Below are 23,412 nucleotides of genomic sequence, written 5' to 3' on the forward strand. Positions count from 1 at the left end.
CCCGCCGGTACGGAAAGCGGTCATGGCAACGGGCCGCGCTCGGTGAGCGCGGCCCGTCGTCAGGTGGTGAGGTGCGTGCGGTGCTGCGGTGCGTTGCGGTGCGTGCGGTCTAGAAGACGCTGACCCCGTAGGCGCTCAGCGCCTCGGTGACCGGCTGGAAGAACGTGGTGCCGCCGGAGGTGCAGTTGCCGCTGCCGCCCGAGGTGAGGCCCAGCGCCGTGGTGCCGGAGAAGAGCGAGCCGCCGCTGTCGCCGGGCTCGGCGCAGACGTTGGTCTGGATCAGACCGCTGACGATGTCGCCGCCGCCGTAGTTCACCGTCGCGTTGAGGCCGGTGACGGTGCCGCTGTGGACGCCGGTGGTGGAGCCGCTGCGCTTGACGGACTGGCCGACGCTGGGGGTCGCGGCGGAGGTGATGTCCTGGTAGCTGCCGTTGTAGAGGTAGACCCGGCCGTCCGCCGCGGCGGAGCTGCTGTGCCGGATCAGACCGTAGTCGTTGCCCGGGAAGCTGGAGCCGGCCCGGGTGCCGAGGGTCGTGGTCTGGCCTGAGTTGGTGTACCAGGTGCTGCCTATCTCGGTGCAGTGCCCGGCGGTCAGCGCGTAGTACGTGCTGCCGCTGCGGACGTTGAAGCCGAGGGAACAGCGGCCGCCACCGGCGTAGATGGCCTGGCCGCCCGCGATGAGCTTGTTGAACGTGCCTTCGGTGTGCTTGATGTCGGCCTTCGCGCCCGAGTCGGTGACCGACTCCTTGATCGTGGCGATCTCTGCGGCGGTGACCGAGCTGTCGACGGTGACGACGACCTTGCCGGTGCTCGCGTCCGTGTACCAGGCGGTGCCGGCGATGTCGGCGCCGCGCACGGCCGAGCTGGCGTCGGCGAGCGCGGCCTTCGTCACGGTGGCGTCGGGAGCGGCCTGGGCGACCGCGGTGGGTGCCGCAAGCGCGACGGCGGTGACCAGACCTGAGGTCGCGGCGATGAGACGGGCGCGTCTGGAGAGCGAGCTGAGGGGGGCGAAGCGCTTGAAGGTCACAGGATCCTCCGTCATTGGGGGGTGTCGGTCCGCTGGGTGGGCGGGCCGAGGGCGTGCGGCTCTCCTCGACCAGGGGTTCTAGTCGTGGACCTGCCAACCGCACGCCTCGAATCCTTGACTCCGCTTGCACCGGTGACAAGGTCGTCTTCCGGACCGCGACGGAGAACGGACCCTGAACTCCGATATGCGTGCGAGTGACCTCCGAACAACGGCGTCCGCCCACCGAACGGAGGTGGGCAGCGAATTGCAGCAAAGCCCGCAACCGGGAGCGGACGTCGGCCGCTGTCTACGCGCATCGCGTTCACACACACCACCCCTGCCCGCGCGGCGTGCCCCCGGTGGTGTCCACGGCCCGGACCGGACGCATCGGGGCACGGCCTGTTCGGATGGCTTACCGGCGTTTTGCCCGGGCGCTCCAGGTGGCCGGAATCAGCCCCTCCGGCGAGAACCGGACGGGCTGCGGGCGCAGATCAGTCCGGGGCGGCACTCTTGCGACACCGCCCCGGTGTGTGCTGCGGGGGATGTCCCGGGAGCCTGCGGACGCGCGGGCTCAGACCTCGGCGAACGGGTCGTCGATGAAGGGCGTCGCCTGGTGGAAGTAGAGCAGCCAGCCGCTCCCGGTCAGCCGCCACAGCGAACTGCGGTGGGACCGAAGGCCGTTGGACTCCGTGTCGAAGGTGAGGTGCACCAGGTCCGGTGTGAGCTGGTCACCTCGCATCCGTGACGCGGTGAGCGGCTCCGGGCTCGGCGCGCCCGGGGCCGTGAGCATGGCGATGATCGTGTCCCGCTCCCAGAGTCGGCCGCTGGTGCCGATCTCCCGGAAGTCGGGGTGCAGCAGGGTGACCAGGACGTCCGCGGATGCCCTCACCACGGGGTCGAGGAGGCGGAGTTCGCCCTCGATGGCCGCGGCCACGGCGGGCGGGGGCTCAGCCACGCGTCATCTCCACAAGCTTGACCACGGTGTTCCAGTTACGGCTGGTGGCGACGAGGCCACGGGTGACGGCGGGGCGCCCGAGCGCGACGGCGAGCTTGGAGCGGCCGAGTCCGTCGGGCGCGTACAGATAGTAGGCGCGGTCCCCCAGCCGGAACTCCTCCGGGCGGAAGGCGTCGGCGTCGAGCGAGGCGAACCGTGCCGCGTCGAGGGGCTGGTCGACGTACGTGACGTGCAGCTGCTTGGCCTCGAGCTCGGCGGCGGAGAACGGACAGGCGTCGGCCACGGCCGCGAGGTAGGCGGCCGAGCGTACGAGACAGTCGACCGGAAAGCCGAAGTGCTCCTCGATCGCCCGCTCCAGCCCGGCGGCGAGCTCGCCCTCGTCGTCCGACGCGCCGCGGAACACGGCGTTCCCGCTCTGCAGGTACGTGGCGACGTCCTCGTGCCCCAGCTCCCCGAGCAGCGTACACAGTTCGGCCATCGGGACCCGCCGGTGGCCGCTGACGTTGATCCCCCGCAGCAGCGCCGCGTACATCGTGCTCATGTCCCCACCCTAGAGCCTGTCGTGGCTTTCCCATGGAACAGGCCGCCGCGCCCCGTGGGGGAGAGCGCGGCGGCCTCCTGCTCGTGCCGTGTGTCCCGCCGGTACTACTCCACGATCTTCAGGAGCTTGTTCGCGGTGCCCTCGGTCGCGTTGGAGATGGCGTCCGGGGTGGCGCCGTCGGAGAGCGCCGTGGCGACCTCCTCAGGGGTGGCGTCCGGGTGACCGCCGAGGTAGACGGCCGCGGCGCCGACGACGTGCGGGGTCGCCATGGACGTACCCGAGATGGTGTTCGTGGCGTCGTCGCTGTCGTTCCAGGCCGACGTGATGTCCGAGCCCGGCGCGTAGATGTCCACGACCGAACCGAAGTTGGAGAACGACGACTGCTCGTCGTCCACCGTGGACGAGGCGACCGTGATGGCCTCGGGGACGCGCGAGGGGGAGCCCTCGCCCGCGTCGCTCGACTCGTTGCCCGCGGCGACCGCGAAGGTGACACCGGAGGCGATCGCCTTCTGCACCGCGGCGTCGAGGGCCGGGTCCGCGGAGCCGCCGAGGCTCATGTTGGCGACGGAGGGGCCCTCGTGGTTCGCGGTGACCCAGTCGATGCCCGCGACGACCTGCTCGGTGGTGCCCGAGCCCGCGTCGTCCAGGACGCGGACGGCCACGATCTTCGCCTTCTTGGCCACACCGTGGGACGCGCCCGCGATGGTTCCGGCCACATGGGTGCCGTGTCCGTTGCCGTCGTCGGCGTCGTCGTCGTTGTCCACGGCGTCGAAGCCCGAGGTGGCCCGGCCCTCGAAGTCGTTGTGCGTGACGCGGACACCGGTGTCGATCACGTACGCCGTGACGTCACCGCCCGCGGCGTCCGGGTAGGTGTACGCGTCGTCACCGGCGGTCTCGGCCTGGTCGATCCGGTCCAGCCCCCACGACGGCGGGTTGTCCTGGGTGGCGTCGATGTGGAACTTCTTGTTCTGGACGACCTTGGAGACGGCCGGGTCGGCGGCCAGCCGCTTGGCCTCGGTCTCCGAAAGCCCGCTGGCGGAGAAGCCGTTGATGGCCGACTTGTAGTTCCGCTGGAGCTTCCCGCCGTACTCCTCGGCCAGTCCGGCCTTGTCGGCCTTCTGGTCCAGCATCACGATGTAGCTGCCGGAGACGGCGGTCGCCGCGTCCGCGCCGTAGACGGTGCCCATCGTGGGCGCCGGAGCGGCTCCGGCGAACGGGGTGGTGAGCAGGGTGACGCCGGCGGCGGCTGCCACGGCGGTTATCGCGGCGGTGAGCTTGACCGAACGCACGCGCTTGTGAATTGCCATGAAGAGGGGTCTCCTCGTCATTCTTTGTGGGGGGATTGGCCCTCGGCCGGAAGATCTCCGGGGGCTGCCTCGAAACACTGCTCGATTGACGCGCCCAGATCAAGAACTTCATGCAGCCGTCACCCACTCGGCAAACTTTGGTCACAGAAAACCTGCGCACTTCCCTCCATGACGGGCAAACCGCTGGGTCATGTCTCGCACATGGGGCCGCACTTGGATCCCGTACGGATGAACTCAGCGCGATTCACAGCAGATAAGCCCACGTCATTGCTAGGGAACGCGGGAACGGAATGCCATGTTTCAGTTGTGCGCACCGTTTGCGGGAAGTTCGGCCTCGATGAGATCGGCCGCCCGACCGGTGCCACCCTCCCCCGCCATCCGCTCCTGGATCCGCGCCAGCCTCGCGGCCACCTCCGGGTCGTCCACCAGAGCGAGCACCGCGGCGCGCAGGGAGGCGGCGTCGGCCTCCTCCTTCGGCAGGTGCCGGGCGACGCCGAGGGCCTGGAGCATGTCCGCGTTGCCGAACTGGTCGACGGCCTGCGGCACCGCGACCATCGGGGTGGCGGTGGCGAGCCCCTCCTGGCTGCCGCCCGCTCCCGCATGGGTGATGAAGGCGTCCGCCTGCCTCAGCACGGACAGCTGCGGGACCCAGGAGTGCACCTCGACGCCGTCCGGTACGTCACCGAGTGCGGACGGGTCCACGTGTGCGCCGATCTGCAGCACCACGTGCCAGCCGGGCAGTTCGCCGAACGCCTCGACGCACGCGCGGTAGAACGCCGGCTCGTCGGTGAACGAGGACCCCAGGGAGACCAGCAGGACCTTCTCGGCGCCCGCGGGCCGCTTCCACTCGCCCTGGTCGGCCCGGTCGCCCTGGCAGGCGCCGACGAAGGTGAACCTGGCGTGATCCACCCGGTCGGCGTTCGGCTGGAGCGCCTCGGGGATCAGCACCAGGCCACGGCGCGGCCGGGCCACGAAGTCGTCCGAGGAAAGGTCGCCCAGGCCGTTCTCCGCGAGCCAGGCAGCGAAGCGCGCGTAGTACGCCCGGCCCCGCTCGGTCTGCTTCAGCCCGGCGGTCGCGGGGTCCCCCACCTCCTCCGCGTACCCCTCCCAGGGGACCAGGTTGGGCCAGAGCTGGACGGCGGGCACGCCCCAGCGGTGGGCGAGGACGCGGGCCGGGTAGGAGGTGATGTCGTGCAGGACGAGGTCGGGCTCGTCCCCCTCGAAGGCGTCGGCGAGCTGCGGAAGCGCCTGGACGGCGTCCGCGAGGAACGGCTCGATATTGTCGATGAGTTCGGTGCCCCAGTCCTCCGGGTTGTCCGCGGTGGGCAGCACCGAGGTGTAAATCACCGGCTCGGCCCCGGTGGCGGCGACCTTCTCGGCGAAGGAGGCCGGGATGGCGTAACTGACGCGGTGCCCACGGGCGACGAGCTCCCGGATCACTTCGAGGCTGGGGTTCACATGCCCGTGGGCGGCGATGGAGAACATGGCGATATGGGCGCGCGGGATCGATGTCATGCCGCGACCTTAAGCGAGACGATACGTCTCGTCCAGCTGATTTCCGGGCCCCTGCCCGGTCCGGCTCAGCGCTGGTAGCGGGCCAGCACCCGGTTCCCGTCGTCGACCAGGCGTTTCCTCAGCTCCTCGGTTCCGATGGCCCCGCTGTAGAACTCCTGGAGCGCGGGCGTGGCGACCTTGTCCTTCCACTCGGGATAGCCGCGGACCGACTGCGCGGGCGCGGGGCGCAGCGCCCGGGCCAGCGCGGTGCCGGTCGCCCAGCCGTTCTCCTCGGTGTGCAGCGCGGGGTCGGCCAGCGCCTCGGTGCCGGTGGGCAGCATCCAGTCGCCCCTGGCGAGGCGCACCATGTTCGCGGGGCGCAGCAGGAAGTCGATGAACTGGGCGGCCTCCTCCTTGTGCGGGCTGTCCTCGGCCACCGAGAGGGTCTGCGGGCTGACCCCCTGGGCGAGGCCTCCGCTGCCGGCCGGGGTGGGGAGCACCGTCCACTCGAAGCCCTCGGGGGCCTGCTCGACGACCTGCTGGCGGTAGGAGAAGCCGAGCGGGACCATGGCGTACTTGCCGCCGAAGAAGCCGGGGAGCGTGTCCGACCCTCCCATGCCGAGCGCCGAACGCGCGGCGCTGTGGTCGGAGTTGACCTGGTCGCGGACCGTGCCGGGCATGACCAGGTCGCCCGCGTCGGACCGGATGGTCACCTTGCCGTCCGCGCCGCGGTGGAAGAGCTGCCCGCCGGCGGAGAGGCCCAGGTTGAGGGTGACGGACACCGGCTCCTTGAGCGGCCAGGCGACCCCGTACGTCCCCTTCTTCGTCAGCTTCCCGGTGACCTGGCGGAATTCCGGCCAGCTCCAGGGCTTCTCCGGGGTCGGGATCCGGACACCCGAGGACGCGAGGATCTTCGTGTTGGCGATGAGGACCTTGGGTTCCTGGAGGAAGGGGACTCCGTAGACGCCGCCGTCGAAGGTGGTGGTCTCCCAGGACTGCTGCGGGATGTCCTGGGTCAGCCGGTCGGGCAGCAGGTCCCGCAGATCGGCGAGGTATCCGCCGTACGCGAAGTCCGCGAGGTCGTCGGAGGCGTCATGGATGATGTCGGGCGCCTCACCGCCCTCGAAGGAGGTGAGCAGCTGGTCGTGGACGTTGTCCCAGCTGCCCTGGACGTAGTCCACCTGGACGTCCGGATGGGCGGCGTTCCACTCGCGTACAAGCTGCTTGTTGGCGTCGACGGACTCCTTCTGCCAGGCCAGCGACTGGAAGCTGAGCCGGATCGTGCCGTCCGCGTCCGTACCGTCCTCCCCCGAGCAGCCGGTCAGCAGGAGGGCGAGCGCGGTGGCCGCCGCGGCGAGCGCGGGCAGGCGGCGGCGCATCAGTGCTTCACCGCCCCGGCCGTCAGGCCGCCCGTGATGCGCTTCTGGATGACCGCGAAGAGCACGAGCGAGGGAAGCGTGGCGAGGAACGCGGCGGCGGCGAGCGGCCCGAGGTCGGCCACGCCCTCCGCGCCGAGGAAGTGGGTGAGGACGACCGGCAACGTCTGCTTCTCCGGGGTCTTGAGCAGGACGAGCGCGAAGAAGAACTCGTTCCATGCGGTGATGAACGCGAAGAGCGCGGTGGCGACGATCCCCGGGGCCAGCAGCGGCGCGGTGACCGACATGAGGATCCGCGCCTTCCCCGCCCCGTCGACGGCTGCGGCCTCCTCCAGCTCGGGCGGCACGGCCCGTACGTATCCGGCGAGCATCCAGAGCGCGAAGGGGAGCGACCAGACGACGTACACCAGGATCAGCCCCCACAGCGAGTTGATCAGGTGCAGGTATTTGAGGACCAGGAAGAGCGGAATGATCACCAGGACGAAGGGGAACGCCTGGCTGACCACGACCATCCGGTGGCGGCCGTGGACAGCCGCCCCCGGTGACGGGCCATCACATAGGCCATGGGGGTGGCGATGACGACCGCGATCAGAGCGGCGCAGAGCGCGGCGGTCAGCGAGTTGGCCGCGGCCCGCAGCAGCGGCTGCTCGTCGAAGGCCTGCCGGAAGTTGTCCAGCGTCGGGTCCTCGGGGATCCACGTGGGGTGCAGCGATCCGAGCTCGCGGGCCGGCTTGAAGGCGGTGGATATCAGCCAGAGGAAGGGGAACGCCAGGAAGACGAGGTAGCACAGGAGCGCGGCGTACTGCCCGGCGCGCGCGGTTCTGCCCGTACGGAGGCTCATGCGTCCTCGCCTCCCCTGAGCCGGCCGACGAGATAGAAGGCGAGGAGCACCGAGATGACGGCGACCATCACGCATCCCATGGCGGCGGCGTAGCCGAACTGTCCGTAGCGGAACGCCTCCTCGTAGGCGAAGAGCATCGGCAGCCGGGTGCGGCCGCCGGGCCCGCCGCTGGTCAGGACGTAGACCAGGGCGAAGGAGTTGAAGTTCCAGATGAAGTTGAGCGCGCTGATCGCGAGTGCCACCGGTCTGATCGCCGGCCAGGTGACGGTACGGAAGCGGCGCCAGGCCCCGGCGCCGTCGAGGGCGGCCGCCTCGTGCAGTTCGTGCGGGGTGTTCTGCAGCCCGGCCAGCAGTGCCACGGCGGTCTGCGGCATCCCGGCCCAGATGCCGACGACGATCACGGCGGGCAGCGCGGTGGCGAGCCCGGTCAGCCAGTCCCTGCCGTCGCCGAACCCTAGATCCCGGATGGTCTCGTTGAGGATGCCCGCGTCAGGGTTGTAGACCAGGCGCCACATGATGCCGACGACGACCTCGGGCATGGCCCAGGGGACGATCGCCAGCGCCCTGGCGAGCCAGCGCATCCGCAGGTTCGCGTTGAGCAGCAGGGCGAGGCCCAGCGCGAGCACGAACTGCGGGACCGTGACCCCCACCGCCCACAGCAGGCCGATCCGGAAGGAGTCCCAGAACAGGGTGTCGTGCAGCAGGTCCTGGAAGTTGAGGACGCCGATCCACTGGGTGGAGCGGGTGCGGCCGGACTGCGCGTCGGTGAAGGCGAGCAGGATGCCGTAGAGCAGCGGGCCGACGCTCAGGATCAGGATCGGGATCAGTGCGGGCAGCACCAGGAACCAGGTGGCGCCGTCCCGTCGGCGCCCCTCACCCCGTCCGCCGTGCGGGCCCTTACGCCCGGACCGCGCCATTGCGCTCGCCAATGTCATGAATTCGACCCCTTTTTCATCCTTGAATCGGTTTCATCCCCCTATGGCCGCCCGGGCGACCCCCGTCATCGTGCTGACGGCCCGCCCGTTCGTCAAGGTGGCCTGCGAAGATGAGAAAATCCGGCCATGGACGAAAAGCGCGCACGCGAGGTACTGACCGCCGCCGGACTGCCCGCCGGTGCGGAGCTCCTCGCGCTGGGCGAGAACGCGGTGTTCGCCGTCGACGGCCTGGTGGCCAAGGTCGGCCGGGACACCACCCACCACCCGGAGCTGCGGGAGCGGGCCGAGCGCGAGGTGGCCGTCGCCCGGTGGCTCGCCGACGCGGGCGTACCCGCCGTGCGGGCCGCGGAGGCGGAGGCCCGCCTGGTGGAGGGCCACCCGGTGACCCTGTGGCACCGGCTGCCCGACGCGGTGCGCCCGTCCGAACCGCGCGACCTGGCCCCGCTGCTCACCCAGGTGCACGCACTGCCGGCCCCGGAGGGCTTCACGCTGCCGCGCCGGGAGCTGCTCGGCGGTGTCGAGCGCTGGCTGCGGCTCGCGGGCGACGCGATCGATCCGGCGGACGCCGACTATCTGCGCGGCCGGCGCGACGGTTTCGCGAAGGCGGCAGCGGCCCTCGCACCGCACCTCACGCCGGGGCCCATCCACGGTGACGCGCTCCCCCGCAACGTCCATGTCGGCCCGGACGGACCGGTCCTGGTCGACCTGGAGACGTTCTCCGCCGACCTGCGCGAGCACGATCTGGTGGTCCTGGCGCTGTCCCGGGACCGCTACGGCCTGCCCGCCGGAGCCTACGACGCGTTCACCGAGGCGTACGGCTGGGACGTACGCAGCTGGGAAGGGTGCGCGGTGCTGCGCGGCGCCCGCGAGACGGCGAGCTGCGCATGGGTCTCCCAGCACGCCCCGGCGAACCCCAAGGCGCTCGTGGAGTTCCGGCGCAGGGTGGCGTCCCTGCGCGAGGACGACCCCGAGGTGCGCTGGTACCCGTTCTGAACGGGGCCGCGCCGCGCGAAAGCACGGGGAGGGAGCCGGGCCCGACACGTATGCTGCCGACTGTTTGTCTCGTTCCGATCGTTCAGGCCATTCGAAGGTGGAGATTTGTCATGACCATATCCCGACTGCCCCTGGTGGCATGGAGTCTCGCGACGGTGGCGGCGGGTGCGCTCCTCGTCGGCTGCTCGGGCTCGGTGTCCATCGGGAACGCCGAACCGAAGAAGTCCGACGGTGCGGCCGGATCCGAGGACTCCGCCGGATCCTCCGCGCCGAGAGTCTCCGCGACCGAACTGGGCGACACGGTGGCCGAGAAGCTGGCCGCCACCACGGGTCAGCCGAAGCCGGACGTCACCTGCCCCGATGACCTCGTCGGCAAGGTCGGCACCACCACCCGCTGCACGCTCAAAGCGGCCGACGGCAGCACCCTGGGTGTCACGGTCACCGTCACCGCGGTCAACGGTGACAAGATCGACTACGACATCAAGGCCGACAACACGCCCACCCCGGCCACGAACTGACCGCCGGGCTTCCGGGCCGCTCCGGAGCCGGAGCCCCTCTCCGGCGGGCGGCCCTCCCCCGGAATGCGCCGGCCCGCAGGGTCATCGCATCCGGGGGATGAGCGGCCAGGCAGGTTCGACGACCGCCGCCGGGTCCGCGGTGCGCCGAAGATAGGCCTGCAGGGAGAGCGACTGCTCCGCCGCCGCGCGCACCTGGAGGCCGTGCAGGTCCTCCAGCGCCATCACTCCGACGGGCTGGTGCTTCTCCCCCATGCGCCGTACCACCCGGGCCGCGGCCACGGCGTCCGCCCTCGCGTCGTGCGCGTCCTCCAGCGACACCCCGTAGTGGGCGCACAGGGCGTGGAGGGCCCGCTTCCCCTTCCGGTACTTGTCGACGTGCTTGTCGATCACCAGGGGGTCGATGACGGGCGAAGGCGCGTCACCCAGGCGCTCGCTGACCGACTCCACCCCGTACCGCCGGCACTCGCGGTCGAGCAGGGACAGGTCGTACCGCGCGTTCATTACCACCAGTGGGGTCCCCGAGCGCAGGCCCTCGGCCACCGCCCCGGCGATCTCCGCGATCGCGGCGGCGGCCGGCGCCCCGTGCGCGCGGGCGCGTTCCGTCGAGATGCCGTGGATCGCCGATGCCTGTTCGGGTATGGCCACACCCGGATCGAGCAGCCAGGTCCGCTCCTCCGACACGGATCCGTCCGCCTCGAGTCGGACGACCGCCGCCGTCACGACGCGGTCGGTCTCCACGTCCGTACCCGTGGTCTCCAGGTCGAACGCCAGCAGCGGCCCGCTGATCCAGCTCATCCCGTACCTCCTTCTGTGGTGCGTTCCCCCAAGTGATGACCACCCTCGCACGCACCACTGACAACGCTGGAAGGGGCGTCAGGAGACGGGCCTGGAGTCCGTCCAGACCGACTCGAACTCCTCGCGGTACGTCTCGAAGAGGCCGTGCTCGCTGTCCTGCCCCGCCCTGACCACCGCACGACCCCCGCCGCGCAGCACCAGCACGGGCGCCTCCATGCCGCGTGCGCGCCGCAGATACGGCTGGACGACCCCCACCGCGTCGGGCCCGTCGCCGTCCACCAGGTACGCCGTGAAGCGCGGCGTCTCGTCGAAGACGTGGATCTGGAAGGCGCCCGGGTCGCGGAGCTTGGAGCGGACCCGGCGCATATGGAGGATGTTCATCTCCACGGACCGGCTCAGCTCGCCCTTCTTGAGCCCCAGTTCGCGCTCCCGGCGCTTGACCGCGCTGCTCGCCGGGTTGATGAACAGCAGCCTGACCCGGCAGCCCGACTCGGCGAGGCGGACGAGCCGGCGCCCCGAGAAGTTCTGCGTGAGGAGGTTGAGCCCGATGCCGATCGCGTCCAGCCGGCGGGCCCCGCCGAACAGGTCCTCGGCGGGCAGCTGCCGCTGGAGCCGCACCCGGTCGGGGTGGACGGAGACCACGTCGGCGTAGCGGTCGCCGACCAGCTCCTCGACGGCGTCGACGGGCAGCCGCTCGGCGGACGGGACCGCGGCACCGCTGCCGAGGATCTCCAGGAGCCGCGCGGAGGCCCGTTCGGCCTGCGCCAGGACGGCCTCGTTCAGCGCCCGGTTGCGGGAGACGACGTTGCGCGCGACCTCCAGCTCGTCCAGGGCGAGCTCCACCTCACGGCGGTCGTCGAAGTACGGCTCGAAGCAGGGCCAGTGCTGGACCATCAGCTCACGCAGCTGCGGCAGCGTCAGGAAGCTCAGGACGTTGTCGTCGGCCGGGTCCAGCAGATAGCCCTTGCGGCGCGAGACCTCCCGGACCGCGACGGCGCGCTGCACCCACTCCTGCCCCGCGGGCCCCGCGGCGGCCACCACCCAGTCCTCGCCGTGCACCGGCTCGTAGATCGGCCGGATCACGGCCGAGACCACGGCGCGCAGCCGCTGTTCCACCAGATTCAGCCAGATGTACGCCCGCCCGGCGCGCTGGGCCCGCGTGCGGACCTCGTTCCAGGCGTCCGCTCCCCAGTTCAGATCGGCACCGATCTCCATGGGCTGTGCGAGGGAGACAGCGCCTGGCGGGGCATCGGTCGATTCCCCCTCGTGACCCGCGTCACCTGGGGGCAGCTCGAACCCTCCCGAGCTCACCCGTGTACCGCCTTCCACTCCCCCACCAACGATCAAGGAAGGGTACTCCGGCAGCGGGAGCCGGTGCAGCAGGATGCACAGGCTCCTTACTCAACTCCCCTATGCGGCAGGCTCGTTCCTTGCGGTGAGATCGGGTGGAGTGAGATGGTTCATAGTGATTGCGCACCCCCTCGCACGCCGCATACCGGACGGAGGAGACGCCCGGCGGTCCGGGCCCCCTGTCCGGGCGACACCGAGGTGTCCCAGGTTGACCGGCCCGGCGGGATCGCACGACGGAACCCGACCGCACCGGTCGACGTACTAGGTACAGGACCGTCTTTCGGGGAGTATCGGGGCGAAAACCCCCAGCACCCGGATCAGAAGTGGAAGAGTCCTATCTATGCAGGTCTGGCCGGGACACGCGTATCCCCTCGGCGCCACGTACGACGGCGCCGGAACCAACTTCGCGGTCTTCTCGGAGGCCGCCGACCGGATCGAGTTGTGCCTCCTGCACGACGACGGTTCAGAAACGGCGGTGGAGCTCCGCGAGACCGACGCCTTCGTCCGTCACGCCTATCTGCCCGGGGTGATGCCGGGGCAGCGCTACGGCTTCCGGGTGCACGGACCGTACGAGCCGCAGCGCGGGCAGCGCTGCAATTCCGCGAAGCTGCTCCTCGATCCGTACGCACGTGCGATCTCGGGGCAGATCCAGTGGGGCGAGGCGGTGTACGGCTACCCGTTCGGCAAGCCGGACGAGCGCAACGACCTCGACTCGGCGCCGCACACGATGAGCTCGGTCGTGGTCAATCCGTACTTCGACTGGGGAGACGACCGCCGCCCCCGTACGGACTACCACCGCACGGTGATCTACGAGGCCCATGTGAAGGGCCTGACGATGCTCCACCCGGGCCTGCCCGAGGAGCTGCGCGGCACGTACGCGGGGCTGGCGCATCCCGAGATCATCGCGCATCTGACCGAACTGGGCGTCACCGCGATCGAGCTGATGCCGGTGCACCAGTTCGTCCAGGACCACCGGCTCGCCGACGCCGGGCTGGCCAACTACTGGGGCTACAACACCATCGGCTTCTTCGCCCCGCACAACGCGTACGCCTCCTGGGGCGACCGCGGTGAGCAGGTGCTGGAGTTCAAGCAGGCGGTGAAGGCGCTGCACCAGGCGGGCATCGAGGTCATCCTCGACGTGGTCTACAACCACACGGCCGAGGGCAACCACCTCGGTCCGACGCTCTCCTTCCGGGGCCTGGACAACGCTTCGTACTACCGGCTGGCGGACGACCAGAAGTACTACATGGACACCACCGGCACGGGGAACTCCCTGCTGATGCGGTCCCCGCACGTCCTCCAGCTGATCATGGACTCCCTGCGGTACTGGGTGACCGAGATGCATGTGGACGGTTTCCGCTTCGACCTGGCTGCGACCCTCGCACGCCAGTTCCACGAGGTGGACCGGCTGTCCTCGTTCTTCGACCTGGTGCAGCAGGACCCGGTGGTCAGTCAGGTGAAGCTGATCGCCGAGCCCTGGGACGTGGGCGAGGGCGGTTACCAGGTGGGGAACTTCCCGCCGCTGTGGACCGAGTGGAACGGCAAGTACCGGGACACGGTGCGGGACCTGTGGCGGGGCGAGCCCCGGACCCTCGCGGAGTTCGCCGGGCGCCTCACGGGCTCCTCCGACCTCTACCAGGACGACGGCAGGCGCCCGCTGGCCTCGATCAACTTCACCACCTGCCACGACGGCTTCACGCTGCACGACCTGGTCTCGTACAACGACAAGCGCAACGACGCCAACGGCGAGGGCAACAGGGACGGCGAGAGCCACAACCGCTCGTGGAACTGCGGGGCGGAGGGGGACACCGACGACAAGGAGGTCCTGGAGCTGCGCAGCCGTCAGATGCGCAACTTCATCGCCACGCTGATGCTCTCCCAGGGCGTGCCCATGCTGAGCCACGGCGACGAGTTCGCCCGGACGCAGCGGGGCAACAACAACGGCTACTGCCAGGACAACGAGCTCTCCTGGGTCCACTGGCCCGATCCGGCGGCCGCCTCGCGCGCCGATGACGGCGACGAGGACGGCGGCGGTACGGACACGAGCCTGCTGGAGTTCACCCGGGCCATGGTCTGGCTGCGCCGCGACCACCCGGTCTTCCGGCGCAGACGCTTCTTCCACGGCCGTCCGGTGGAGGGCACGCACGACGAGCTGTCGGACATCGCGTGGTTCACCCCCAGGGGCGACGAGATGACCCAGCGGGACTGGCAGGCGGCGCACGCGAAGGCCATGACGGTCTTCCTGAACGGCCACGCCATCTCGGAGCCGGGGCCGCGCGGTGAGCGGATCTCGGACGACTCGTTCCTGCTCATGTTCAACGCGGGCGCCGAGACGCTGGAGTTCGCCGTTCCGATGAACCACGGCAAGCAGTGGCAGGTCGTCGTGGACACGGCGATCCCGGACGGGGTGCCGCCGGGGGCCGGGCCCAAGGTGTCGGCGGGTGAGCGGGTGACGCTCGTCGGGCGGAGCATGACGGTGCTCAAGCGTCCGGCGTAGGCCGTTGGGGTGATGGACCGGCCGGGCGGGCGCGTCCGGCCGGTCCGGGTGGCGCAGAAGGTGGGAGAGGGGCGTCCGGCTGGGTACGTACGAGTCCATGACGCCCACCGCCACGTACCGGCTGCAGCTCCAACCGGACTTCCCGTTCGCCGCCGCCGCGGACGCCGTGCCGTACCTCGCCGAGCTCGGCGTCTCCCATCTGCACCTGTCCCCCGTCCTGGAGGCCGTGCCGGGGTCCGGGCACGGTTACGACGTCGTCGACCACAGCACGGTGCGGGCGGCGTTCGGCGGTGAGGAGGGTCTGCGGGAGCTGGCCGGTGCGGCACGCGCCCACGGCCTCGGGCTGATCCTGGACATCGTGCCGAACCACATGGCCGCCGCGCCCCGGCACAACCTGCCGCTCTGGGAGGTGCTGCGCGAGGGCCCGGAGTCGCCGTACGCCCGCTGGTTCGACATCGACTGGGCGGCGGGCGGCGGGAAGGTGCTGCTGCCCGTGCTGGCGGGGCGCATCGGCGAGGAGAGCGCCGGCTTCGAGGCGGGCACCCGGGACGACGGCACTCCCGTGCTCCGCCACGGCGATCTGGAGTTCCCCCTGCGCGAGGGCACGGCGGACCTCCCGCTGCCGGAGCTGCTGGCCGCCCAGCACTACCGGCTCGCCTGGTGGCGGCTGGCCAGGACGGAGCTGAACTACCGGCGGTTCTTCACCATCTCCGATCTGATCGGTGTCCGGGTGGAGCACCCCGAGGTGTTCGCCGCCACCCACGGCAAGATCCTCGAACTGGTCCGCGACGGGGTCGTCGACGGGCTGCGCATCGATCACCCGGACGGGCTGGCCGACCCGGCGGCGTATCTCGGGCGGCTCGGCGACGCCACCGGGGGGCGGTGGACGGTGGTGGAGAAGATCCTCACCGGTGACGAGGTCCTGCCGGCCGGCTGGGCGGTCGCGGGGACGACCGGGTACGACGCGCTGCACCGGATCGACGGTCTGTTCACCGACCCGATGGGGGCGGCGGATCTGCTCGGCCGCTACCGGGACTTCGCGGGCCCTCCGGGGGACCGCGGCGGCTACTGGACCGCGACCGTCCGCCGTGCGGCGTACCGCGTGGTCACCCATGAGCTGGCCGCGGAGACGGAGTGGCTGACCCGCCTCGCCGCCGAGGTGTGCGCAGGGGACACCGCACTGCACGACCACGCTCCGTGGGCGCTCCACACTGCGGTGCGCGAGCTGCTGGTGCGGGTTCCCGTCTACCGGCCGTACGTGACCGCGGGCGGCCCGCTCACCGAGATCGCGGAGTCGACTCTTCCCGCCGAGGCGGTGCGGGACGCCAGGGCGGTGTTCTCGGTCGCCCAGGAGGCGGACGCCGTCGACGTGGTGCGGGACCTGGCGCTGGGCCGGCTGGGTGACGGGCCGGCGCACGCGGCGTTCTGCGCCCGGTTCGCGCAGACGGCGTCCGCGCTGCACGCCAAGTCGGTGGAGGACACCGCGTTCTACCGTTACGTCCCGCTGATCTCGGCGACCGAGGTGGGCGGTGACCCGGGCCGGCCGGCGGTGAGCCCGGAGGAGTTCCACGCGTTCTGCGCCCGGATCGCCCGGGACTGGCCGGCCACCGGCACGGTGCTGACCACCCATGACACCAAGCGCAGCGGGGACCTGCGGGCCCGGATCGCGGTGCTGTCCGAGTGCCCCGAGCGGTGGTCCTCGCTGGTGGCGCAGCTGTCCAGGTCCGCGTCCGTGCCGGCCCCGGACCCCCAGCTGGCCTGGCAGGCCTGGCAGTCGGCGTACGGCTGTGTGGGCCTGCCCGCCGGTGAGATGGCGGGCAGGCTGGAGCCCGCGCTGCTGAAGTCCGGCCGCGAGGCGGGCCTGTTCACCAGCTGGACCGAGCCGGATCCGGCGTACGAGCGGGCCGTGACCGACTTCGTGGCGGCCGGTCCGGGCAGCGACGCGGGCGAGGAGCGCACGATGCTGGCCAGGTTCGCGGACACGCTCGCCCCCTTCGTGCGGGCCAACGTGCTGGGGGCCGCCCTGGTGCACCTCACGATGCCCGGGGTGCCCGATCTGTACCAGGGCACGGAGCGGGAGTACATCGCGCTGGTCGACCCGGACAACCGGCGGCCGTTCAGCAGGCCCTCCGGGGGCGCCGACGAGAAGGCCGCGCTGACCACGGCGGCGCTGCGCCTGCGCCGGGAGCGCCCGGAGCTCTTCGGCGAGTCGGGCACCTACGCCCCGCTGACGGCGCGGGGTCCGGCTGCCGCGCACTGCCTGGCGTTCTGCCGGTCGGGCGAGGTGATCACGGCCGTGACCCGGCTGTCGCTCAGGCTGGAGGAGGAGGGCGGCTGGCGCGATACGGAGCTGGCGCTGCCCGACGAGGGGCCGTGGGCCGATCTCCTGTCGGACGGGCGGGAGTTCACGGGGCCGGTCGTGCCGGTGGCGGAGCTGTTCGCGGACGGGCCGGTGGCGCTGCTGGTGCGGGCGGGTACGGAAAGGCGCTGAGGTACGTCGCGCGAGCGGGTACGGAACGGCGCCGAGGCCCGTCGCGGTCCTCGGCCGGGGTGCCCGGCACCACGCAGGGCGAGCGGCAGCAGGCCGGTGTGCCGTCGCGGGCGTGGAGGCACCGCCCCCGGCTTCAGGCCGGGGGCACGGGCAGCGACGCGATGAGCCGGAAGGACATCCGGCCGAAGCTCACCTGGTCGCCGTCGCGCACCACGACCGCGCCGACGACCCGCTGGCCGTTGACGCAGGTGCCGTTCGTCGAGCCCAGGTCGCGCAGGATCCACCGGCTGCCGTGCGCGGTCAGTTCGGCGTGCAGCCGCGACACCGTCTCGTGGCTGAGCCGGAGCCCGTTGCCCGGGTCGCGGCCGATGCGCAGCGGGTGCGGACCGGGCAGCGGCAGCAGGAGTTTGGGGAGCCGCTCGGACTGCCACGCCCGGCGCACCCTGGCGGGGAAGGCGGAGACCCCGCCCACCGCGCGGAACAGTCCGCGGGACCAGCGCCCGCCCGGCTCCAGGTCCGAGGTGAGCGCCTTCAGCTCCTCCGGACGCCGTGCGGTCAGGACCAGTTCCATCCGGCGCAGGAAGGTGTCGTGGGAGAGCTTTCCCTGTGCGGCGCCGTCTCTGAGCACACCGAGTACACGGTCGCGCTCGGCGTCCGAGAGCCGCGCGGGATACGTGGAGGACTCGAAGGAGGACGTCACAGCACCGATTGTCGGTCCGAGAGGCCCGAGGTGTCCAGACGATGCCCGTTTCCGGCCTTCCTGACCTGGGCGGCAGCGGATAAATACCGCTCGCCGGCCACCGGGAAGTTGCTATCGTCGCGCGCTGCCGCCGAAAGAGGCGGCGTACACGTCGAGGAGACTCTGTGACCCCTGCACCACCGGAACTGACCATCCGTCCGCTCACCGGAGCGGACGAACTCGGTCTCTTCCAGCGGCTTTCCTATGTGCTCGACCACGAGCTCGCCGATGACCTCGCGACGGGACGCCGTCGCCCCGAGTGGATGTGGGTGGCGCTGCGCGGCGACCACGTCGTGGGGCGGCTCGCGTGGTGGACCGGCCAGGACGGCGGCGATCCCCAGCTCCTGGACTTCTTCGACCTGGACGACGCCCTGCCGGAGCCGGAGCGCGGCGCGATCGGGCTTGAGCTGGTGGAGAAGGCGACCGCCGCCGTCGTTCCCGCCGGGTCCGCCCGGCCGGAGTACGGCCGTTACATCCCCCCGGACTGGCGCGAGGACCCCGCCGCGCGCGAGGTCGTGGAAGCCCGGATACGGGTCATGGAGGCCACCGGCGCCCGGCTGCTGGTCGAGCGGCTGCGCCTGGAGTGGCGGGCGGGCACGCCGGTGCCCGAGGACTCGGGCCGGCTGGTGTTCCGCCAGGTCACCGGACGCGAGGACCTCGTCGCGCTGATGACCCCGGTGATGGAAGGCACCCTGGACGCGCACGGCCAGGAGGACCTGGCATCCGGGCTGAGTGCCCGCGAGGCGGCGGAGAAGCAGTACGACGAGGAGTTCGCCGGGCTCAGGACGCCTCAGGAGTGGTGGCGGATCGCGGAGTTGCCGGACGGGGAGCCGGTCGGCTTCGTCATCCCGGCGCGCAACAACTACCACCCGATGATCGGCTACATCGGGGTGCTTCCGGCGCACCGGGGGCACGGCTACATCGACGACATCCTCGCCGAGGGCACCCGGGTGCTCGCCGCGCAGGACGTGGAGCGCGTCAGGGCGGCGACCGACCTCGGCAACGTCCCGATGGCGAAGTCCTTCGAGCGCCTGGGCTACGTCAACTTCGAGCGCTCCTTCGACATGGTGTGGGACCAGCCGTAAACCGGTGGACGCGGTGTGCCGGGAGCCGTAGTGTCGGCGCCCGGACACCCGCCCCGGACGCCCGCCCGGACAAGGAAGGAGGCGAGAGACGTGCGTGACATCGGCACCATCCGCAGCATCACGTTCACGCGCTCCCGCCCCGTCCCGAGGACGGTGCCGGACTCGGTCTGACCGGGGGCGCCGAGTCCCGGAGGACCTCACCATGACCGTTCCGGTCATCCGTCCGCTCACCCCGAGCGACGTACATCTTTTCCATTCCCTGCAGGGCCCTTCCCTGGTCGGCCGTGCCGCGTTCGGCCACCGCTACGCCCCCGTGCACGAGGGCGGCGAGTACCGCCCCGAGTGGACCTGGGTGGCCCTGCGCGACGGCGTCGTCGTCGCCAGGGCGGCCTGGTGGGGCGGGCCCGACGACACCGAGCCCGTCCTGTGCAACTACTTCGACTTCGCCGAGGGCGAGGACGCCGCGGGCACCGAACTGCTGCGCCGCGCCCCGTGGTCCGTCGAGTACGAGCTGATCGTGCCGCCCGCCTGGCGGGAGACGCCCGAGGTGCGGGCGGCCGCTTCCGCGCGGATCGCGGCCGCCGAGGCGGCCGGCATGAAACCGCTGGTCGAGCGGTACCGCTACGAGTGGACCACCGCCGACGGTCTGCCCGAGCGGCCCGGCCGGCTGGAGTTCCGCGAGGAGCCCGACGACGCGGTGGTCCTGGACGTGCTGCGCCGGGTGCACTCCGAGACGCTGGACGCCCACGCCCGGCGCGCCGTCGAGGCGGGCGGTCCGGAGCGGGCCGCCCGGGAGGAGCTGGACTTCTTCAACTGGTGCCCCTCGCCCCGCTCCTGGTGGCAGCTGGCGTACACCCCGGACGGCACGCTCGCCGGGATCCATGTGCCCGCCCACAACCCGGGCGGGCCGTGCATCGGCTTCATCGGGGTCGTTCCCGAGGCCCGGGGGCACGGTTACGGCTACGACCTGCTCGTGGAGTGCACACGCTTCCTGGTGGAGCACGGCGCGGCCTCCGTCGCGGGGGCCACCGACCGGGGCAACGTGCCGATGGCCCGCGCGTTCGCCCGGGCCGGTCACCGCATCACCCAGGAGCGCGTTCACCTGGTGTGAGCGCCGACGCCCCCTGACCCGCCCGTCCGCTGGGCGCGGATCAGGTCGCGGTACCACGCGTAGGACTCCTTGGGGGTCCTGCGCAGGGTCTCGTAGTCGATGTGGACCAGGCCGAAGCGCTTGCTGGCGCCCTCGGTCCACTCGACGTTGTCGGTGAGCGACCAGGTGAAGTAGCCGCGTACGTCGGCTCCGGCGTCGATGGCCGTACGCAGCGCCTCCAGGTGCCCCTCCAGGAAGGCGATGCGGCGGCCGTCGGCGACGGGCTCGTCGACGGCGCAGCCGTTCTCCGTGATGTAGACGGGCGGCAGCCGGTCACCGAAGCGGTCCCGCAGCTGGCCGAGCGTCTCGGCCAGGCCCTCGGGGACGACGGGCCAGCCGAAGTCGGTGGTGTCGTAGCCCTCGATCTCCCGGATCCCGAAGGGGAGCCCGGCGGGCATCTCGTACCCGGAGAAGGAGTCGAGCGCCTCGGCCCTGGGGGCGCCGACGAGGGTCGGGTTGTAGTAGTTGACGCCGTACCAGTCGAGGGGTGTGGAGGTGACCTTGAGGTCGTCCTCGACCGGGCCCGGCATCAGTGCGGCGAAGCCCTCGTCGGGGTAGCGGCCGGTGAGGACCGGGTCGGCGAACAGCCAGTTGGTCAGGGTGTCGTAGATCTCCGCTCCCGCGCGGTCCTCGTCGGAGTCCCCCGCCGTCCAGACGGGGGTGTGCGAGAGCGCGATGCCGATGTTGCCCGCGCCGGCGGCGCGCAGCGCCCGTACCGCCAGTCCGTGCGCCAGCAGCTGGTGGTGGGCGGCCGGCAGGGCGTCGAAGAGGAGGGTGCGGCCGGGGGCGTGCTCGCCCAGGGCGTAGCCGAGCATCGTGACCTCGGCCGGCTCGTTGATGGTGATCCACATGGGGACGCGGTCGGCGAGCCGCTCGGCGACGATCCCCGCGTACTCGGCGAAGCGGTAGGCGGTGTCCCGGTTGAGCCAGCCGCCCGCCTCGTCCAGCGGGAGCGGGGTGTCCCAGTGGTAGAGGGTCGGGGCCGGGGTGATGCCGTGGGCACAGAGTTCGTCGACGAGCCGGTCGTAGAAGTCCAGCCCGGCGGGGTTGAGCGCGCCGCTGCCGCCGGGGACGACCCGGGGCCAGCTGATGGAGAAGCGGAACGCGTCCGCACCGAGTCCGGCGAGCAGGGCGACGTCCTCGCGGTAGTGCTCGTGGAAGCCGGTGCCGCGGGTGGTGTCGGTGCCGTCCTTGATCCTGCCGGGCTGTGCGGCGAAGGCGTCCCAGCCGGAGGGCCCCTTGCCGTCGGTGTCGAAGGCCCCCTCCGTCTGGAAAGCGGAGGCGGATGCGCCCCACAGGAAGTTGGGTGGGAACGTCGGCACGGTCATCTCGGCCTCCAGCAGCCGTAAGAGGGACCTTGAATTACTGCCCGGGCTCGCCGCGTATGAGCAGAACCCGGTAGGGCAATGATCAGGACCAGACCCTAGGGGCTCGCTCCGGTGTCCCGGGGCCGTGCGTGCGGATTCCGCCGATCATGGGGCCTCCGGCGAGGCATCAGGTCCTGGACGAGGAGTGGTGAATGCGGTTCGAGGTGTGGGCCCCCGAGGCCGGGTCGGTCGCGCTGTGCACGGCGGGCGGCCGGCTGCCGATGGAGCGCGACCCGCTGCGCGCGGGCTGGTGGACGGCGGAGGCCGAGGCGGCGGACGGTGACCGCTACGGCTTCTCGCTCGACAACGGCCCCGTGCTGCCCGATCCGCGCTCCCGGCGCCAGCCGGACGGACCGGACGGTGAGAGCGCGGTCGTCGACCATGACGCCCACACCTGGCACACCGTCTGGGCCGGGCGGGGGCTGCCGGGCGCCGTCCTGTACGAGCTACACGTCGGCACGTTCACGGAGGAGGGGACCTTCGGCGCCGCGGCGGAGCGGCTCGGGCATCTCGTGGACCTCGGCATCACCCATGTGGAGCTGATGCCCGTCTGCCCGTTCCCCGGAACCCACGGCTGGGGGTACGAGGGAGTGTCGCTCTGGGCGGTGCACGAGCCGTACGGCGGCCCGGAAGGACTGAAGCACTTCGTCGACACGGCGCACGGGCTGGGTCTCGCGGTCGTCCTGGACGTGGTCCACAACCATCTGGGCCCCTCGGGCAACTACCTCCCGGCGTTCGGCCCGTACTTCACGGACACGCACCACACCCCCTGGGGTTCGGCCGTCAATCTCGACGCCCCAGGATCGGACGAGGTGCGCGCCTACCTCCTGGGCAGCGCGCTCGCCTGGCTGCGGGACTACCGCCTGGACGGCCTGCGCCTGGACGCCGTCCACGCGCTGGCCGACGGCAGGGCGCTCACCTTCCTGGAGGAGCTGTCCACCTCCGTCGACGCGCTGGCCTCGGAGCTCGGCAGACCGCTCGGGCTGATCGCGGAGTCCGATCTCTGCGACCCGAGGACGACCACCCCGCGCTCGGAGGGCGGCGTCGGGCTGCACGGCCAGTGGAACGACGACTTCCACCACGCCCTGCACACCGCGCTCACCGGCGAGTCCCAGGGGTATTACGCCGACTTCGCGACCGCCCCGCTGGCCGCCCTCGCCAAGACCGTGACCAGGGCTTTCTTCCACAACGGTACGTACTCCAGCTTCCGCGACCGCGCGCACGGCCGCCCGGTGGACGTCACCCGGACGCCCGCCCACCGCTTCGTCGGCTACGCCCAGACCCACGACCAGATCGGCAACCGCGCCCTCGGCGACCGGCTCGCCGCCGGGCTCTCCCCGGGGCTCCAGGCGTGCGCCGCGGCGCTCGTGCTCACCGGGCCGTTCACCCCGATGCTCTTCATGGGCGAGGAGTGGGGCGCCCGCACGCCCTGGCAGTTCTTCACCGACCACACCGACCCCGGTCTCGCGGAGGCCGTGCGCAACGGCAGACGACGGGAGTTCGCGGCGCACGGCTGGGCCGAGGAGGACATCCCCGATCCGCAGGACCCGGACACCCGGGCCCGCTCCTGTCTCGACTGGAGCGAACCGGAGCGGGAGCCGCACACCCGGCTGCTCGCCTGGTACCGCGAGCTGATCGCCCTGCGCCACGCCCTGCCGGACCTCTCCGACCCCGACCTGGCGTCGGTGCGGACGGCGTACGACGAGGAGGCCCGCTGGATCGCCTACCGGCGGGGCGATCTGCGGGTCGCGGTCAACCTCTCCGGGAAGCCCGCCGCCATCCCGCTGGGAGCCGGCCGGCACCGGGCCGGCCGGGGCAGGGTGCTGGCCGCGTGGGAGCGCACCGAGGCCCCCGGAGCGGACGGTGTGCTGCACCTGCCCCCGGAGTCGTGCGTGGTGCTGGCCGACGACTGAACAACTCCCTTGCGCTCGCGTGTACTTCAACACATATGGTCCGGACCGGGTCCGGGTGG

Annotated in this window: 18 protein-coding genes and 1 pseudogene; 7 read left to right on the forward strand and 12 right to left on the reverse strand. The window is 71.5% G+C overall.

Annotated elements, in window-relative coordinates; genetic code table 11:
- Positions 1-109: 109 nt before the first annotated feature.
- From ACIRD8_RS12435 to ACIRD8_RS12470, 8 genes and pseudogenes are all read right to left on the reverse strand, one after another.
- Positions 110-1,027, reverse strand: coding sequence for a S1 family peptidase (locus tag ACIRD8_RS12435; RefSeq protein WP_403989458.1), 918 nt, complete (start codon positions 1,025-1,027; stop codon positions 110-112).
- A gap of 550 nt (positions 1,028-1,577) precedes the next feature.
- Positions 1,578-1,961 (reverse strand): DUF4440 domain-containing protein, encoded by a 384-nt coding sequence (locus ACIRD8_RS12440; protein WP_403989460.1) that lies wholly within the window; start codon positions 1,959-1,961, stop codon positions 1,578-1,580.
- Complete coding sequence (locus tag ACIRD8_RS12445) at positions 1,954-2,502, reverse strand: DUF1697 domain-containing protein (RefSeq protein ID WP_403989462.1); 549 nt, start codon at positions 2,500-2,502, stop codon at positions 1,954-1,956. The genes ACIRD8_RS12440 and ACIRD8_RS12445 overlap by 8 nt, the downstream gene beginning before the upstream one ends.
- Before the next feature lie 104 nt (positions 2,503-2,606).
- Positions 2,607-3,809, reverse strand: coding sequence for a S8 family peptidase (locus tag ACIRD8_RS12450; RefSeq protein WP_403989464.1), 1,203 nt, complete (start codon positions 3,807-3,809; stop codon positions 2,607-2,609).
- 300 nt (positions 3,810-4,109) lie between these two features.
- On the reverse strand, positions 4,110-5,324 hold the full coding sequence (gene mgt, locus ACIRD8_RS12455; RefSeq protein ID WP_403989466.1) for a macrolide-inactivating glycosyltransferase: 1,215 nt from the start codon (positions 5,322-5,324) through the stop codon (positions 4,110-4,112).
- Between the two features lie 65 nt (positions 5,325-5,389).
- On the reverse strand, positions 5,390-6,682 hold the full coding sequence (locus ACIRD8_RS12460; RefSeq protein WP_403989468.1) for an ABC transporter substrate-binding protein: 1,293 nt from the start codon (positions 6,680-6,682) through the stop codon (positions 5,390-5,392).
- Positions 6,682-7,520, reverse strand: a pseudogene (locus ACIRD8_RS12465) (carbohydrate ABC transporter permease). The gene ACIRD8_RS12460 and the pseudogene ACIRD8_RS12465 overlap by 1 nt, the downstream one beginning before the upstream one ends.
- Positions 7,517-8,455: a carbohydrate ABC transporter permease gene (locus ACIRD8_RS12470; protein WP_403989471.1), complete on the reverse strand. Its 939-nt coding sequence runs from the start codon at positions 8,453-8,455 to the stop codon at positions 7,517-7,519. The pseudogene ACIRD8_RS12465 and the gene ACIRD8_RS12470 overlap by 4 nt, the downstream one beginning before the upstream one ends.
- A gap of 126 nt (positions 8,456-8,581) precedes the next feature.
- On the opposite strand from ACIRD8_RS12470, the gene ACIRD8_RS12475 reads away from it, so the two are divergent.
- Together ACIRD8_RS12475 and ACIRD8_RS12480 are read left to right on the forward strand one after the other, a co-directional pair.
- Positions 8,582-9,448 (forward strand): phosphotransferase, encoded by an 867-nt coding sequence (locus ACIRD8_RS12475; protein ID WP_403989474.1) that lies wholly within the window; start codon positions 8,582-8,584, stop codon positions 9,446-9,448.
- A 110-nt stretch (positions 9,449-9,558) separates the two neighbouring features.
- The gene (locus tag ACIRD8_RS12480) at positions 9,559-9,966 is read left to right on the forward strand and encodes a DUF4333 domain-containing protein (protein WP_403989476.1); all 408 of its coding nucleotides are present in this window, start codon (positions 9,559-9,561) and stop codon (positions 9,964-9,966) included.
- An 81-nt stretch (positions 9,967-10,047) separates the two neighbouring features.
- On the opposite strand, the gene ACIRD8_RS12485 is transcribed toward ACIRD8_RS12480, so the two are convergent.
- Together ACIRD8_RS12485 and ACIRD8_RS12490 are read right to left on the reverse strand one after the other, a co-directional pair.
- On the reverse strand, positions 10,048-10,761 hold the full coding sequence (locus tag ACIRD8_RS12485) for an exonuclease domain-containing protein (RefSeq protein WP_403989478.1): 714 nt from the start codon (positions 10,759-10,761) through the stop codon (positions 10,048-10,050).
- A 78-nt stretch (positions 10,762-10,839) separates the two neighbouring features.
- Positions 10,840-12,072, reverse strand: a complete 1,233-nt coding sequence (locus tag ACIRD8_RS12490) for an SAV2148 family HEPN domain-containing protein (RefSeq protein ID WP_129266171.1) — start codon at positions 12,070-12,072, stop codon at positions 10,840-10,842.
- 379 nt (positions 12,073-12,451) lie between these two features.
- Between ACIRD8_RS12490 and glgX the strand changes: the two genes are divergently transcribed.
- A complete protein-coding gene (gene glgX, locus ACIRD8_RS12495; RefSeq protein ID WP_403989480.1) occupies positions 12,452-14,608 on the forward strand; it encodes a glycogen debranching protein GlgX in 2,157 nt (718 codons plus the stop codon).
- A gap of 97 nt (positions 14,609-14,705) precedes the next feature.
- A complete protein-coding gene (treY, locus tag ACIRD8_RS12500) occupies positions 14,706-17,099 on the forward strand; it encodes a malto-oligosyltrehalose synthase (protein ID WP_403989482.1) in 2,394 nt (797 codons plus the stop codon).
- A gap of 133 nt (positions 17,100-17,232) precedes the next feature.
- Here the strand turns inward: treY and ACIRD8_RS12505 are convergent, their stop codons facing one another.
- Positions 17,233-17,799 (reverse strand): FHA domain-containing protein, encoded by a 567-nt coding sequence (locus ACIRD8_RS12505; RefSeq protein ID WP_403989484.1) that lies wholly within the window; start codon positions 17,797-17,799, stop codon positions 17,233-17,235.
- Between the two features lie 164 nt (positions 17,800-17,963).
- Between ACIRD8_RS12505 and ACIRD8_RS12510 the strand changes: the two genes are divergently transcribed.
- Both ACIRD8_RS12510 and ACIRD8_RS12515 read left to right on the forward strand, forming a co-directional pair.
- On the forward strand, positions 17,964-18,923 hold the full coding sequence (locus ACIRD8_RS12510; RefSeq protein ID WP_403989486.1) for a GNAT family N-acetyltransferase: 960 nt from the start codon (positions 17,964-17,966) through the stop codon (positions 18,921-18,923).
- 202 nt (positions 18,924-19,125) lie between these two features.
- Positions 19,126-20,034 (forward strand): GNAT family N-acetyltransferase, encoded by a 909-nt coding sequence (locus ACIRD8_RS12515; protein WP_403989487.1) that lies wholly within the window; start codon positions 19,126-19,128, stop codon positions 20,032-20,034.
- Here ACIRD8_RS12515 and ACIRD8_RS12520 read toward each other — a convergent pair.
- Entirely contained in the window at positions 20,022-21,401 is a 1,380-nt protein-coding gene (locus ACIRD8_RS12520; RefSeq protein WP_403989488.1) for a GH1 family beta-glucosidase, read from the reverse strand. The two genes, ACIRD8_RS12515 and ACIRD8_RS12520, sit on opposite strands and share 13 nt — an antisense overlap.
- 191 nt (positions 21,402-21,592) lie before the next feature.
- Here ACIRD8_RS12520 and treZ point away from each other — a divergent pair, with 191 nt between their 5' ends.
- The gene (gene treZ / locus ACIRD8_RS12525; protein ID WP_403989490.1) at positions 21,593-23,353 is read left to right on the forward strand and encodes a malto-oligosyltrehalose trehalohydrolase; all 1,761 of its coding nucleotides are present in this window, start codon (positions 21,593-21,595) and stop codon (positions 23,351-23,353) included.
- Positions 23,354-23,412 lie beyond the last annotated feature (59 nt).

Origin of the sequence: Streptomyces sp. NPDC102451, from assembly GCF_044765485.1 — a bacterium.
Classification (GTDB): Bacteria; Actinomycetota; Actinomycetes; order Streptomycetales; family Streptomycetaceae; genus Streptomyces.

Excerpts from the sequence above, each read along its gene's own strand:
- ACIRD8_RS12445 (WP_403989462.1), bottom strand. The coding sequence starts at position 2,502 with ATGAGCACGATGTACGCGGCGCTGCTGCGGGGGATCAACGTCAGCGGC.
- ACIRD8_RS12450 (WP_403989464.1), bottom strand. The coding sequence starts at position 3,809 with ATGGCAATTCACAAGCGCGTGCGTTCGGTCAAGCTCACCGCCGCGATA.
- mgt (WP_403989466.1), bottom strand. The coding sequence starts at position 5,324 with ATGACATCGATCCCGCGCGCCCATATCGCCATGTTCTCCATCGCCGCC.
- ACIRD8_RS12460 (WP_403989468.1), bottom strand. The coding sequence starts at position 6,682 with ATGCGCCGCCGCCTGCCCGCGCTCGCCGCGGCGGCCACCGCGCTCGCC.
- ACIRD8_RS12470 (WP_403989471.1), bottom strand. The coding sequence starts at position 8,455 with ATGACATTGGCGAGCGCAATGGCGCGGTCCGGGCGTAAGGGCCCGCAC.
- ACIRD8_RS12475 (WP_403989474.1), top strand. The coding sequence starts at position 8,582 with ATGGACGAAAAGCGCGCACGCGAGGTACTGACCGCCGCCGGACTGCCC.
- ACIRD8_RS12480 (WP_403989476.1), top strand. The coding sequence starts at position 9,559 with ATGACCATATCCCGACTGCCCCTGGTGGCATGGAGTCTCGCGACGGTG.
- ACIRD8_RS12485 (WP_403989478.1), bottom strand. The coding sequence starts at position 10,761 with ATGAGCTGGATCAGCGGGCCGCTGCTGGCGTTCGACCTGGAGACCACG.
- glgX (WP_403989480.1), top strand. The coding sequence starts at position 12,452 with ATGCAGGTCTGGCCGGGACACGCGTATCCCCTCGGCGCCACGTACGAC.
- treY (WP_403989482.1), top strand. The coding sequence starts at position 14,706 with ATGACGCCCACCGCCACGTACCGGCTGCAGCTCCAACCGGACTTCCCG.
- ACIRD8_RS12515 (WP_403989487.1), top strand. The coding sequence starts at position 19,126 with ATGACCGTTCCGGTCATCCGTCCGCTCACCCCGAGCGACGTACATCTT.
- ACIRD8_RS12520 (WP_403989488.1), bottom strand. The coding sequence starts at position 21,401 with ATGACCGTGCCGACGTTCCCACCCAACTTCCTGTGGGGCGCATCCGCC.
- treZ (WP_403989490.1), top strand. The coding sequence starts at position 21,593 with ATGCGGTTCGAGGTGTGGGCCCCCGAGGCCGGGTCGGTCGCGCTGTGC.